Annotated in this window: 13 protein-coding genes and 1 pseudogene; 11 read left to right on the top strand and 3 right to left on the bottom strand. The window is 38.2% G+C overall.

The genetic code is table 11. From position 1 onward, the window contains the following. On the top strand, nucleotides 1-858 hold the full coding sequence (aroE, locus tag RHS_RS01160; protein WP_395020939.1) for a shikimate dehydrogenase: 858 nt from the start codon (nucleotides 1-3) through the stop codon (nucleotides 856-858). 110 nt (nucleotides 859-968) lie between these two features. Here aroE and RHS_RS01155 read toward each other — a convergent pair whose 3' ends face one another. Beyond that, a complete protein-coding gene (locus RHS_RS01155; protein WP_027294428.1) occupies nucleotides 969-1,964 on the bottom strand; it encodes an ABC transporter substrate-binding protein in 996 nt (331 codons plus the stop codon). Between the two features lie 191 nt (nucleotides 1,965-2,155). On the opposite strand from RHS_RS01155, the gene RHS_RS01150 reads away from it, so the two are divergent. The 4 genes from RHS_RS01150 to RHS_RS01135 all read left to right on the top strand — a co-directional run bounded on the left by RHS_RS01150 (nucleotide 2,156) and on the right by RHS_RS01135 (nucleotide 5,700). Then, nucleotides 2,156-4,096: an OPT family oligopeptide transporter gene (locus RHS_RS01150; RefSeq protein WP_027294427.1), complete on the top strand. Its 1,941-nt coding sequence runs from the start codon at nucleotides 2,156-2,158 to the stop codon at nucleotides 4,094-4,096. A gap of 2 nt (nucleotides 4,097-4,098) precedes the next feature. Beyond that, a complete protein-coding gene (locus RHS_RS01145) occupies nucleotides 4,099-4,461 on the top strand; it encodes a PqqD family protein (protein ID WP_027294426.1) in 363 nt (120 codons plus the stop codon). Between the two features lie 148 nt (nucleotides 4,462-4,609). Beyond that, nucleotides 4,610-5,332 (top strand): phosphatase, encoded by a 723-nt coding sequence (locus RHS_RS01140; protein WP_027294425.1) that lies wholly within the window; start codon nucleotides 4,610-4,612, stop codon nucleotides 5,330-5,332. Between the two features lie 71 nt (nucleotides 5,333-5,403). Further along, the gene (locus RHS_RS01135; protein WP_027294424.1) at nucleotides 5,404-5,700 is read left to right on the top strand and encodes a YerC/YecD family TrpR-related protein; all 297 of its coding nucleotides are present in this window, start codon (nucleotides 5,404-5,406) and stop codon (nucleotides 5,698-5,700) included. Nucleotides 5,701-5,793: 93 nt separating this feature from the next. Here the strand turns inward: RHS_RS01135 and RHS_RS01130 are convergent, their stop codons facing one another. Both RHS_RS01130 and RHS_RS29840 read right to left on the bottom strand, forming a co-directional pair. Continuing rightward, nucleotides 5,794-6,405 carry a DUF1836 domain-containing protein gene (locus RHS_RS01130; RefSeq protein WP_027294423.1) on the bottom strand — a complete coding sequence of 204 codons (612 nt, stop codon included), beginning with the start codon at nucleotides 6,403-6,405 and terminating at the stop codon, nucleotides 5,794-5,796. A 118-nt stretch (nucleotides 6,406-6,523) separates the two neighbouring features. After that, nucleotides 6,524-7,186: a hypothetical protein gene (locus RHS_RS29840; protein ID WP_395020936.1), complete on the bottom strand. Its 663-nt coding sequence runs from the start codon at nucleotides 7,184-7,186 to the stop codon at nucleotides 6,524-6,526. Between the two features lie 386 nt (nucleotides 7,187-7,572). On the opposite strand from RHS_RS29840, the gene RHS_RS01120 reads away from it, so the two are divergent. From RHS_RS01120 to RHS_RS29835, 6 genes and pseudogenes are all read left to right on the top strand, one after another. Next, nucleotides 7,573-7,803 carry a hypothetical protein gene (locus RHS_RS01120; protein ID WP_027294421.1) on the top strand — a complete coding sequence of 77 codons (231 nt, stop codon included), beginning with the start codon at nucleotides 7,573-7,575 and terminating at the stop codon, nucleotides 7,801-7,803. Between the two features lie 104 nt (nucleotides 7,804-7,907). Beyond that, on the top strand, nucleotides 7,908-10,115 hold the full coding sequence (gene pcrA, locus RHS_RS01115) for a DNA helicase PcrA (protein ID WP_047832115.1): 2,208 nt from the start codon (nucleotides 7,908-7,910) through the stop codon (nucleotides 10,113-10,115). Between the two features lie 83 nt (nucleotides 10,116-10,198). Beyond that, a pseudogene (locus RHS_RS01110) lies at nucleotides 10,199-10,414 on the top strand (hypothetical protein); the annotation flags it as partial. 556 nt (nucleotides 10,415-10,970) lie between these two features. Then, on the top strand, nucleotides 10,971-12,335 hold the full coding sequence (rlmD, locus tag RHS_RS01105; protein ID WP_047832114.1) for a 23S rRNA (uracil(1939)-C(5))-methyltransferase RlmD: 1,365 nt from the start codon (nucleotides 10,971-10,973) through the stop codon (nucleotides 12,333-12,335). A 248-nt stretch (nucleotides 12,336-12,583) separates the two neighbouring features. Continuing rightward, entirely contained in the window at nucleotides 12,584-13,678 is a 1,095-nt protein-coding gene (locus RHS_RS01100; RefSeq protein WP_047832113.1) for an AAA family ATPase, read from the top strand. 3 nt (nucleotides 13,679-13,681) lie between these two features. Next, nucleotides 13,682-13,984 carry a hypothetical protein gene (locus RHS_RS29835; RefSeq protein WP_395020933.1) on the top strand — a complete coding sequence of 101 codons (303 nt, stop codon included), beginning with the start codon at nucleotides 13,682-13,684 and terminating at the stop codon, nucleotides 13,982-13,984. Nucleotides 13,985-14,020 lie beyond the last annotated feature (36 nt).

Below are 14,020 nucleotides of genomic sequence, written 5' to 3'. Positions count from 1 at the left end.
ATGTCGATAAATTACCGGTCTGAACTGGTTGGCGTTTTTGGCTGCCCGGTAGATGAAAATCCAACAGGTGTCATGGAAGAAGCTGCATTTGAAAAAATGGGTCTGAATTACCGTTATCTGACAATCAAAGTAGAAAAAGAAGATCTGGGAGCGGCTATGAATGCCGTGCGTGCATTTGGAATGAAGGGGATTAATTTAACCATCCCTCATAAAGTCAAGGTACTTTCATACCTGGATGAGCTGTCAGAAGCCGCAGAAATTATCGGTGCCGTGAACACCGTAGTAAACCGGGAAGGGAAACTGTTTGGAGAAAATACAGACGGAAAAGGATTTTTAACAGCCCTTAAAAAAGAGGGCATAGAAGTCCGGGATAAGAAGATCGTGATATTAGGAGCAGGAGGTGCAGCCCGGGCAATCGGTGTGGAGTGTGCGCTGGCTGGGGCTCTGGAAATTACGGTTGTAAACCGTAATGAAGACCGTGGTATGGAACTGGCGGCACTGATTGAAACAAAAACGGAAGCAGCAGGGAAATTTGTGAAATGGGAGGGCTGCTATCAAGTGCCGGAAGATACAGACATTCTGGTTAATGCCACCTGTGTAGGCCTGTATCCAAATGTATCGGACAAGCCGGAGATTAACTACGACACCATAATGTCCGGCATGGCAGTCAGCGATGTGGTTTTTAATGATCCCAATACGCTATTCTTACAGGAAGCTGCAATAAGGGGCGCGAAGACCGTAAACGGACTTGGAATGCTGGCCCAGCAGGGAGCGCTTAATTTCACCCTGTGGACGGGAGCTGACGCACCTGTGGGAGTGATGGAAGATACCTTGAAACGGGAGTTTGGATTAAAATAAGCAGGTTATTTGAGGTTCCTTACAATAAATGGATTGTAGGAAATACGCGCTGGAATGTGTTTGAAAATTGCTTAATGCCATCTGCAAAATATACAGATGGCATTTTATTGTTATTTTGCCGCTTTTTGGGCAAAACTAGTATTAACCAGCTTATCATAAGGTGCGCGCTGGCTCAGTTCCCCGGCATTATCCAGGATATCCTGAAGGAGATTGAAACTATTTTCTTCAAATACCATGTTATCTTTCCAGGTTTCCTGTTCGTGGTAACGTTTTACAATGGTTGTAATTGTAGCAAGATCTGTTTCTTTAAACTGCGGCTCAATAATTTTTGCGATTTCTTCCGGCGTATGGGAATTCACATAGTCCATACCTTTTTGCAGGGCATCGGTGAAGCCCTGGATAATTTCAGGATTCTTTTTGATGAAACTGCCTTTAGCGCTGTATGCGGTGTATGGCACATAACCGGAATCCGTACCGAGGGAGGCAACAACGTGGCCGCTGCCTTCTTTTTCAAGAGAAGTGGCACCAGGCTCAAATTCTACCGTAAAGTCACCCTGACCGCCCGAGAATGCAGCAGCGGTAGATCCAAAATCAATACTTTGGTCTATATTTAAATCGGTTGCCGGATTCAATCCATTTTGTTTTAAGATGTACTCGAATACCATTTCAGGCATACCGCCTTTGCGGCCGCCAAGAACATTTTTTCCTTTCAGGTCACTCCAGGTAAAATCAGGCATATCCTGTCTTGCAACCAGGAAGTTACCTGCACGCTGAGTGAGCTGTGCAAAGTTTACCACATAATCTGAGGCTCCTTCGTTATAGGCGTAAATGGTAGATTCGCTTCCCATAAAACCGATGTCAGCATCACCCGATACTACAGCGGTCATAGTTTTGTCCGCACCAAATCCTGTGACAAGCTCCAGTTCAATTCCTTCTTCCGCAAAATAACCTTCCTGAATTGCCACATACTGTGGTGCGTAGAAGATGGAATGTGCCACTTCATTTAAAGTAACTTTGGTCAGTGTGTCCGATTCTTTTTTACAGCCGATACAGGTCAATGCCAGAAGAACTGTAAAAGCAGCTAACAGTAAAAGCTTTTTTTTCATAACTTACCTCCAAAAGATCTAATGCTATAAGATATGAAAAATTGCGTAAATGTTGCAAAGAAAACCAACAAATCTAAAAGATAAATAAAAAAGATTAACAAATACTAAAGAAATTATGTAAAATTAGTTGATATTATGAACAAAATCATGTTATAATAACACGAACAAAAAAGATAAAGGGAGAAAGACACATGAACGAAAAACAAAGTTTCAAGCCGTATATTCCTGCTGACAAGTCAGTACCGGAATTTACGCCGACAGCCATCATCCTGGGTGTATTGCTGGCTGTTCTGTTCGGTGGCGCAAATGCGTATCTTGGACTTCGTGTAGGTATGACCGTATCTGCATCAATTCCAGCTGCCGTTATCTCAATGGGCGTTATCCGCGTCATTTTGAGAAAAGACTCCGTATTGGAGAACAACATGGTACAGACGATTGGTTCTGCCGGTGAGTCTGTAGCCGCAGGTGCTATTTTCACGCTGCCAGCGTTATTTTTGTGGGCAAAAGAGTGGGGAACAGCAGCACCGTCTTTACTTGAGATTGCAATTATTGCATTTATCGGTGGTACATTAGGAGTTCTCTTCATGGTACCTCTTCGTAAAGCCTTAATTGTACAGGAACACGGAACACTTCCATATCCGGAAGGTATGGCATGTGCTGAAGTACTTTTGGCTGGTGAGCAGGGTGGTGCAAAAGCGTCCACTGTATTTGCTGGTTTAGGTATTGCTGCAGCTTACAAATTTATCACAGACGGATTTAAATTATTCCCAAGTGAAGTACATTATGAAATTCCTGCTTATAAAGGAGCGGGTGTTGGTATGGACGTATTACCAGCACTGTTAGGTGTTGGTTATATCTGCGGACCAAAGATTTCATCATATCTGTTTGCAGGTGGTGTACTCGGATGGTTTGTGTTAATGCCATTAATCGTATTATTTGGTGCAAATGTTACATTGTTCCCGGCTACTATACCGATCGCTCAGATTTATGAAGAGGGAGGATCTTTTGGTATCTGGTCCAATTACATTAAGTACATTGGTGCAGGAGCTGTAGCATGCGGTGGTATCTTAAGTTTAATTAAGTCACTGCCACTTATCATCAAAACTTTCAAGGACGCTATTAAAGGATATGGAAAAGGCGCAACTGCTAATTCCAACATTCGTACTGATCAGGATCTTTCCATGCCGGTTATTTTTATTTCTATACTTGCATTGGCTATTGCAATCTGGCTGATCCCGATTATTCCGGTAAACTTATTTAGTGCTGTTTTGATCGTAGTATTCGGATTCTTCTTTGCAACTGTATCTTCACGTATGGTTGGATTGATTGGTAGCAGTAATAACCCGGTTTCCGGTATGGCTATTGCAACACTGCTGATTTCATCCATGGCATTGAAAGCAACCGGACAGGTTGGACAGAGTGGTATGACAGCAGCAATTGCAATCGGTTCTGTTATCTGTATTATCGCAGCAATTGCAGGTGATACTTCACAGGATTTAAAGACAGGTTATATTTTGGGTGCTACACCTAAGAAACAGCAGATTGGTGAGGTTATCGGTGTATTAGCTGCGGCGATTGCTATCGGTGGTATCTTATATCTGTTAAATGAAGCATGGGGATATGGTTCTGCTGAACTTCCTGCACCACAGGCTACTCTGATGAAGATGGTAGTAGAAGGTGTTATGGGCGGTAACTTACCATGGAACCTGGTATTTGCCGGTGTGTTCATTGCACTTGTAGTAGAAGTATTAGGAATCCCGGTACTTCCATTTGCAGTTGGTTTATATCTTCCAATCCACTTAAGCACACCTATGATGGCTGGTGGACTCGTAAGATTATTTATTGAAAAGAAAAAGGGAATGGACGAGAAGAAAAAGAAAAATGCCATCGATGGCGGTGTTCTTTACTGTTCTGGTCTGATTGCCGGAGAAGGTTTAGTTGGTATCCTGCTGGCTGTATTTGCAATTATCCAAATTAAAGGTGAATCTCTTGGAGACATTATCGCCAAAGTTGGCGGTGGAATATTCCCGGAAAGCGTTGCTAAGATAGTAGGATTAATCTTCTTTGCACTTTTAATCTTCTCATTATTGAAGTTCTCTTTATTCTTAAAGGAAAAGAAAGCTAAGGCATAAGAATGGGAAAGAAAAACAAGAAGAATTATCTTGACTTTGTTCCGATCTGTAATCCTAAGTTTGAATGGGATCTGGATAAAAAAGGGAACGTAGTCGTTCACATGGAAAATAAAGGTTTCTACAATTGGATTGCCCAGAAAGTATTTAAAAGACCCAGATTCAGTCATATTACACTGGATAACTACGGAAGCTTTGCGTGGCAGCTGATGGATGGCAGAAAAACAGTATTTCAAATCGCAAATGAGATGAAAGTACAGTTTGGCGATAAAGCTGAACCGTTGTATGAACGCATGACGAGATTTTTTCAGACATTGTATCAGAACAATTTTATTGGATATGTGAGTGAAAAGAAAAAGAAAAAATAATTACAGACAGCCCGGTGTTTCAGCCGGGCTGTTTTTCTGTGAAAGACACTTTGTTGGAACAAAATTATCGGAAAAGGAAAACGGAACTTGAAATTTCCCCATGAAACACGTATAATAACCATGTTAGAACAGAAAGAAGGTTAACGAGATGAGATACGTATTAGATTCACATACACATACGCTGGCCAGCGGACATGCATACAGTACGATTCATGAAATGGCCTATGAGGCTGCAGCAAAAGGTCTGGAACTGCTTGGGATTACTGAGCATGCACCTAAGATGCCGGGGACCTGCCATGAATACTACTTCATGAACCTGCGTATATTGGAGCGCAGCATGTGTGGAATAGAAGTTTTATTTGGGGCAGAAGTTAATGTACTGGATTATGACGGTAATCTGGACATGGATGACAGCCTTTTGAAAAAAATGGATGTGGCAATTGCAAGCCTGCACACACCCTGTATAAAATCCGGTACAAGAGAAGAGAATACAAGAGCATGTCTGAATGCCATGAAAAATCCATATATTAATATTATCGGACATCCGGATGACAGCCGTTTCCCGCTGGACTATGAAGCGCTTGTCCTGGGGGCAAAAGAACATCAGGTACTGTTAGAACTTAATAACAATTCCCTGCATCCCCTGGGAGCCAGAGAGAACCCAATTCCAAATGATATTGTGATGTTGGAAATGTGTAAAAAATATCAGGTACCAATCATCTTAGGCAGTGATGCCCACTGCGCCGCAGATGTGGGAAATCATCAGTTTATAGACAAACTGTTTGAATGTTTTGAATTTCCGGAAGAATTAATCGTAAATCGTTCTGTGGATGAATACAAAAAGTATATCAACCGCTATAAAAATCGATAAACTTCTTTACACTAAAGTTTCGCTGTGCTAATATATAAAGTACAACAACGAACGAATGAAGGGGTAATTTTATGAGCAAAAAAATCAGGACAGAAGCAGTTGACCAACTGTTTGAGGCTATTTTAAATCTAAAAGATAAAGAAGAATGTTATTTATTCTTTGAAGACGTATGTACTGTTAATGAATTGCTTTCTTTATCACAGCGTTTTGAGGTAGCTAAGATGCTAAGAGAGCATAAAACGTATCTGGAAATTGCAGAAAAGACAGGAGCATCTACGGCAACCATCAGCAGAGTAAACCGTTCATTGAATTATGGTAATGATGGGTATGAAATGGTATTCGACCGTATGCAGGAAAAAAAGCAGTAATATTAAAAAGATAGAAGAATATAAAACAGGCAGAGCTGCTCTTTAAAAAGCATCCTGCCTGTTTTTAGATTTTTGATATTAGATTCTTGATTTTCACTTTTTACTTTTTTCTAAATCTTTTTTTGGAAGTTCATCAATTAATTTTTCAATAAGCTGTTTTTTAATATATACATCAAAACTCAGCAGGCAGATAAAAGAAAAATGTTTTAGAAATGCCTGATCTTCTTCATCTGCATTTTCAAAGGTCTTCTGGGAAGTATTGTATTTTTCCAAAATATCCTTAGAAATTTCATTTACCTGGCTTTTCTCCAAACTGAATACTTCCTGGTAGAGTGTCTCCATATTAAAGTCGGAATCGTTATGAAAGTATTTTTCTGTTATGGGATGGAGCAGTGTCTGAATGTCAGTGATGGATAGCACGCCTTTAAAATAATATATAAAAATCAAAACCAGCAGATGTTCTTTTGAATACTTTTTCTTCAGCGGTGGCGGAAGCAGGTCATTTTTAGCATAATTATTAATCATGGTCTTTGTCAAAATCTTATCATCTGAATTTCGTTTCGAATGGGCTAAGTGCGAATCCATAAAAGTAGTTACCTGGTCCATGTATAGGTCAATATTTGGAATATCTGCAGGTTTGATATAATCAATTCTGGATAAGCTGCGCAATATGCTGTTTATCATATCATCTGTATCTATTGTCATCTTGTTCACCTCTGATTACATTATATAGTTTTCATTACTATTTGTAAATGTTTTTATTGTAGTTTGTAATATTTCTTAATACTATCTACAATATCAGAGAAAAACATAATTGCAATTTCTACCTTAAAACGTATTTTTTAGCAATAACACATTCATAGATGATCATGATAATGATACAGCCCGGCATTGCACTCAGAGTGAGACACACCGTACATAATGTCTGATCCTTCAATCCCACGAATCCGCTTGCTATAAAGAACAGTGAATATCCCATAAACAGAAATCCCACCGCACGGTTATATTTTATCAGATCAGATATTTTCTCCTTTTCCGGGGCTTTCATAACGGAGTAAATACCCACCGGTTTTTTGGCAAAGCACATCGTGATTCCACCCAGAAAAATAAAGATTCCAATAATCCAGGTAACAACAGCAAGAGAAGGCTTAAAGTTAATTCCGTTCTTAAAATATGCGGAAATATCTGTATCATGGGAAAAGGTACCAATTAATGTAATTATTGTGATAAGATTAAAAATAACAACCAGGATGATGCCTGCAATATGAGCATCTTCCGATTTCAAAATAACCTTCACGAATGCACAGATTGCCAGAGTAAAAATAGGGAAAATCAAAAGTTCATACTTACTCCCGATGACATTCATTCCGCTACCGGATAAATTAACTGAAGTCGTGATTTTATCCGGTAGGAAATACAAGCTGATCAGGGTCAGAATCAAAGGCAGGCACATCAGAATGTTATATATGAGGTAACGGCGTTTCATAACATTGACTCCTTTCATTTTTTAAATTTAGTGTAACACCGATTTGGGTACCCTTCAACCGGTTTGGTTTATGGTAAAGATATTTCAGATTGAGATATAGCTCTATTCGTGTAGAAGATGAATATAGGCGGGTAGAATATAGGGAATGCATCGGTACACAATGAGCGAGTATGTAATGAATAAGCATATAATGAGAGTGCATGTAATGAGGGAGCATGTAATAAATGTGCATGTAATAAGAGGGGATGTAATTAAAATGCCTGTAATAAGAAGCATGTAATAAGAGGAATGGTGGGTGTCATGTAATAAGAGGAATGGAGGGTTGCAAATTAGGAGGGAATGTACTAAGATATTAGAGGTATATTTATGGAAAGGAATGAAAATTAATGCGTGAAGAACAGTTTAAGATGGAAAGGCCGGGGCTGGTAGAGGAAGGACAGGAAGTAGAGATCGTAGAGATCAACACCTCGATGAATTACAGCTATATCATAGAGCCAGCAGTGGCTATGTCCGGGTGCTTTCCGTCCGGCAGAAGAATTAAGGCAAGAAAAGGGATCATTAAGAAAATTGAAAATACCCCAAGAGGTTACATCGTCACCGCGGCTTTTGATGAATAGAGGGGAATAATCTTAAAATAAGATGAAAAATGTGGATTCTTGGTGACAGAAGCCTCATTTTATTATATAATAAAACCCGAGACTAAAAGTTAGGTGGTATTACAATGAGCATATACGATACATTGAATGACATGCAGAAATCGGCGGTATTCCATACGGAAGGTCCGTTATTATTACTGGCTGGGGCAGGTTCCGGCAAGACCAGGGTTCTGACACACCGCATTGCATATCTGATTGAAGAAAAAGGGGTAAACCCGTGGAATATTATGGCAATTACCTTTACAAATAAAGCGGCAGGAGAGATGCGTGAGCGTGTAGACAGCCTGGTGGGTTTCGGATCCGAAAGTATCTGGGTATCCACATTCCACTCTACCTGTGTCAGAATCTTAAGACGTTACATAGACCGATTGGGTTATACGAATAATTTTACCATTTATGACAGCGACGATCAGAAAACTCTGATGAAGGATGTCTGCAAACGCCTGCAGATAGATACTAAAGTATATAAAGAAAAAGCACTGCTGGGAGCTATTTCATCTGCAAAAGACGAACTGGTTAGTCCGCAGGCATACGAATTAAATGTTGCAGGTGACTTTGGAAAGCAGAAAATTGCACAGGCTTATAAAGAATACCAGAAGCAGCTTCACAGCAATAATGCGCTGGATTTTGATGATTTAATTGTAAAAACAGTAGAGCTGTTCCAGAATTGCCCGGATGTATTGGATTACTATCAGGAACGATTCAAATACATCATGGTAGATGAGTATCAGGATACCAATACGGCACAGTTTAAACTGGTAAGTCTGTTTGCAGAAAAATATCAGAACCTTTGCGTAGTGGGTGATGATGACCAGTCTATTTACAAATTCCGTGGTGCCAATATCGGAAATATTTTAAATTTTGAAAAAATGTTCGCCAATGCAAGAACAATTAAACTGGAGCAGAATTACCGTTCCACCCAGAATATCTTAAATGCCGCCAATGATGTGATTCGAAACAATGTAGGCAGAAAAGAAAAAACACTCTGGACCGATAATGAGGAAGGTGATTTAATTCATTTTCGTCAATTTTTAACGGCTTTTGATGAAGCAGAGTATATTGTGGGAGATATTGCGCAGAATATACGAGAAGGCAATTATGAATATAAGGATTGCGCGATTCTCTATCGAACGAATGCCCAGTCCCGTATGTTCGAAGAAAAATTCCTGATGGCAAATATTCCTTATAAAATCATCGGGGGCGTAAATTTCTACGCCAGAAAAGAAATCAAAGACCTTCTGGCTTATTTAAAGACGGTAGATAATGCCATGGACGACCTGGCAGTTAAGAGAATCATTAATGTACCAAAAAGGGGTATCGGAGCCACTTCCCTTGGAAAGGTGCAGGAATATGCAGATGAGTATGATATGAGCTTCTATGATGCGTTAAAAGATGCTGAGAGCATTGCAACACTGGGAAGAAGTGCAGTAAAAATAAAACCATTTGTAACCTTCATCCAGACACTGCGCAGTAAACTGGATTATCTGTCAGTACAGGAAATTATGAAATCAATCATCGACGAAACCGGGTATGTAAAAGAACTGGAAGCAGAAGACACCGATGAGGCGAGAGCCAGAATTGAAAATATCGATGAATTGATCACTAAAGTTGTATCTTATGAAAGTGATGCTGAAGAGCCGTCACTGAGCGGATTTTTAGAAGAAGTAGCCCTGGTAGCGGACATCGATAACCTGGATGAAGAGAGCAGCCATGTAGTACTGATGACCCTGCATAGTGCCAAAGGACTGGAGTTTCCAAACGTGTATCTGGCCGGAATGGAAGATGGCATATTCCCGAGTTATATGACTATAACTTCCGACGATCCCCTGGATATCGAAGAAGAGCGCCGTCTGTGTTACGTGGGAATTACAAGAGCAAAGCAGCGTTTGACCCTGACCAGTGCAAAGCAGCGAATGATCCGCGGTGAAACACAGTATAACAAAGTATCCAGATTCATCCGGGAAATACCACGGGACCTGGTAGCTGTTGGCGGACAGGTGAAGGATAAAGTGGAAGATATTCCAAAACCAACCAATTATGCCCAGGCAAAAACAGCATTCAAAACAAAAATATTTGATCCCAAACAATTCCAGGTAAAGAAGGCGGATACCTTGGATTACGGTGTTGGAGATCAGGTAAAACACATTAAATTCGGCATAGGAACTGTAGAAGGAATCGTAGAAGGCGGCAAGGACTATGAAGTAACCGTCAACTTCGAAAAAGCAGGCGTAAAAAAGATGTTTGCGGCCTTTGCAAAACTAAAGAAAGTATAAAATATTTTTTTCATATAGTAAAATTTAGTATTTAGTGATATACTAGTCGTAAGAGTAAATCTAATGAAAGGACGTGTAAGGATATGAACAAATTTGAAGAATTACTGGCTGCATTACAGAAAAAAGAGGATGACAAAAACAAAAATACAGTGCTTTGGGTTTTGGCAATTATCGGTGCTGTAGCAGCAGTAGCAGCAATCGCTTATGGTGTTTATCGTTATTTCACGCCGGATTATCTGGAAGACTTTGAAGAGGACTTTGATGATGATTTCGATGATTATTTTGATGATGCGGATGATATAATTGACGATGTAAAAGAAGACGTCAAAGAAGCAGCAGAAAAAGTGAAAGACGCCGTTGAAGACGCAGTAGATTAATTAAAAATGCATAAAAGGGCAGATGTCATTTGGCACCTGCTTTTTTTTACGAAAAAATTGTAATATGTCGAGAGATTTGGTAGAATAGAGATATTGGATAAATGTTGTGAAAATATGTTGTAGATATATGTTGTTTTGAAGCGTATTCTTGAATATAAGCATAGTGATTTAAACATTTAATTTTTTTACTGGTTCATAGAAAATATTATTCATATGTTGGTAGAAAACAAGATGGAATTCTATTTTAGGCGAAAGGGCAGCTAAAAAATTAGTTTAGTTAATATAGATAATAAACATTTAGCTATAAAGAATATATATATTTCCAGAGTAATGTTTTCGCATACTGGTAAAAGAAAAATATTTATATTATGCAGAGTGATATATAGTAATGTAAAATATAAAACATGGATAGTTTTTGATTAAAGTTAACAAAGAGTAATAACGAAAAATATGAAATGTAAATGGAGCGTAAGTTATAGTGAAAAAAGGTCAAGTATTAGAAGGTGTTATAAAAGAAGTTGTATTTCCTAACAAAGGGATTGTAGAAGTTGAGAATGAAACAAAAACAGTAATTGTAAAAAATGGAGTTCCCGGACAGAAAGTACGCTTTTCCATCAATAAAATCCGAAAAGGAAAATGCGAGGGACGTTTGTTAGAAGTAATTGAAAAGTCACCTGTGGAAGTAGAACCCTCCTGCCCGCATTTTGGTATCTGCGGTGGCTGTACATATCAGAATCTGGATTATCCGACTCAGCTGGCTATGAAAGAAAAACAGGTAAAAGATCTGGTAGACAGCGTCTGTCAGAATTATGAATTCGAGGGAATGAAAGGCAGCCCACGACAGTTTGCATATCGTAATAAAATGGAATTTTCATTTGGGGATGAAGTTAAAGATGGCCCATTGGCATTAGGTATGCATAAAAGGGGAAGCTTTTACGATATTGTAACGGTTGATCAGTGTGAAATCGTGGATGCTGATTATAATAAGATTCTGGCCTGCGTGTTGGAATATTTTAAAGAAACGGATCTTAGTTTTTATCATAAGCTATCTCACCAGGGATACCTGCGTCACCTGTTGGTACGTAAGGGACAAAAGACAGGAGAAATTTTAATTGATCTTGTAACCAGTACGCAATCAGCTCCCAGTCTGGAGGGACTGAAGGACAGGCTTTTGGAACTAGAATTACAAGGCAGAATCGTTGGGCTATTAAATACATTGAATGACAGTCTGGCGGATGTGGTTCAGAATGATGAAACCCAAATTTTATATGGACAGGATTATTTTTATGAAGAATTGTTAGGGCTGAAATTCAAAATCTCTCCATTCTCATTCTTTCAGACGAATTCACTTGGTGCAGAGGTGTTGTATGAGACAGCACGTTCCTATGTGGGAGAGACGAAAGACAAAGTAATTTTTGACCTCTACAGCGGCACTGGAACGATAGCACAGATGTTAGCTCCGGTTGCAAAAAAAGTGATTGGAATTGAGATCGTAGAAGAGGCAGTGGAAGCTGCTAAAGTAAATGCGGCTTTGAATAATCTGGATAATTGTGAGTTTATTGCAGGAGATGTATTGAAAGCAATTGATTTAGTGAAGGAAAAACCGGATCTTATTGTCCTTGATCCGCCAAGGGATGGGATTCATCCGAAGGCATTGTTGAAGATTATTGATTTTGGGGTGGATAGAATGGTTTATATTTCCTGTAAGCCTACCAGTCTGGTGAGGGATTTGGAAGTGCTGCAGGGGAGAGGGTATGAGGTTGTGAAGGTTGTGGGGGTTGATATGTTTCCTGGGACTGGGCATGTGGAAACCGTCGTACTGCTGGAGAAGAAAGCCCGGTAATTCAAAGGGTTTCGGGGATTTGGGAAAGATATGTAGGTGTGTTTTTACAGGAAATGAGATGGATAAGTTTATCCGTAAGCAAAGTGGGGTAAGGAAAATAAATATTTGTGCAAAACTAAATCCTTTTTGTATGTGATTGATATTGAAAAAGTATTTGTCATTGGGATAGGAGAAAAACAAAATTGAGTAAATAAAAGTTGTATTTTTAAAGAACTTAAACTATATCTATAATGCATTATACATAATATATAAAGATCAATTTATTAAAAGGTGGAGTTGGTAAATCAACTTTGTGTTATCATTTAGGTTGCGCATTGGGAGAAATGGGGAAAAAGGTGTTGTTGGTAGATTTAGATCCTCAATGTAATTTGACTATTTCTGCTATGAATGAGGAATGTTTACATGGAATTTGGAAAGAGGAAGATGACTATATTGATGATTTTGAAGCTGCAATGAAAAAAGGTGATTTAGATGTGATTTTAGAAAGACCGCGTTCTATTCATTTTTTATTAAAGCCTGCGGAAGATGGGTTAGATGAGTTATCCGATTTGCCTCCTACAGTAAAGATTAATGAAATGGTTTCTCTAATTCCAGGAAGGTTATCATTACATAAATACGAAAATAAACTTTCAGAGAGATGGAGTGGTTTGTATCAGAGTGATAATTTAAGTATTAGGACAATAATAAATATACGTAGAATATGTGAAAATTATAATTCAATTAAAAATTATGATTATATTTTAATCGATACATCACCAAGTTTGGGTATTTTAAATAAAGTAATAATTTCTACAGTCGATGGATTTTTAATTCCAGCATTACCAGATATGTTTAGTATGTATGGAATACGTAATATCGGAGATTCATTGGAACAGTGGCAAAAAGAATTTAACACTATATATCAGCTGATTTCTGATGAAAAAAGGAAAAAGTTCCCTAAGAAGTTTGTTCAATTTCTTGGATATACTATTTATAATGCAAAAAAACAATCTAAAAATTTGAATCCTTATGATTTAGCTCAAGCACATTATTCATATGTACAGAAAATGCCAGAAATAATTGAAAATTTTATAAGAGTAAACAATCGAGTTAAGTGTGAAAATATTATGGAACCTATAGGTGGGGTTTCTGTTATGTATTCGCATAATACATTTCCATCAGTTGCGCAAGCATTGAAATGTCCAATGTGGTTAGTGCCTGAAACTTACGCTGAATTTGAGAAAAAAAATATTGATACAATAATTGATAAACCTAATTCAGGCCATTACAAAAAATATAAGGAAACGTTAAGTCAGTATACTACGTTTGCCGAAGATATTATCGAGAGAATGGAGGAATTATAATAGATGGAACATCTTACAGAAGATAACGTCAATATTAAAAATATAATAAAATATTATACTGACAAACAAACACAATTTATTTTGAAACAATTAATTGTACAAGTTTGGACATTTTTTGATGAAAATCCTATATTACATGAAATGCCCTTTCCTGTAATTCACTCTCTAAAATCAAGAATAAAGGATCCAGAACATTTAAAGGATAAATTACTAAGGAAATTAGAAAAGGGAACTGTTATTACTTGTAATAATTTATTTAACGAGATTACAGATTTGATTGGCGTGAGAATCTTACATTTACATTAAGAACAATTTGGGCACATACATAAAGAAATCATTAAT

The organism is Robinsoniella sp. RHS, assembly GCF_001029355.1.
Taxonomy (GTDB): Bacteria; Bacillota; Clostridia; order Lachnospirales; family Lachnospiraceae; genus Robinsoniella; species Robinsoniella peoriensis.
Note: the sequence above shows the minus strand (reverse complement) of the source record. Positions and strands in the feature narration are given on the sequence as shown.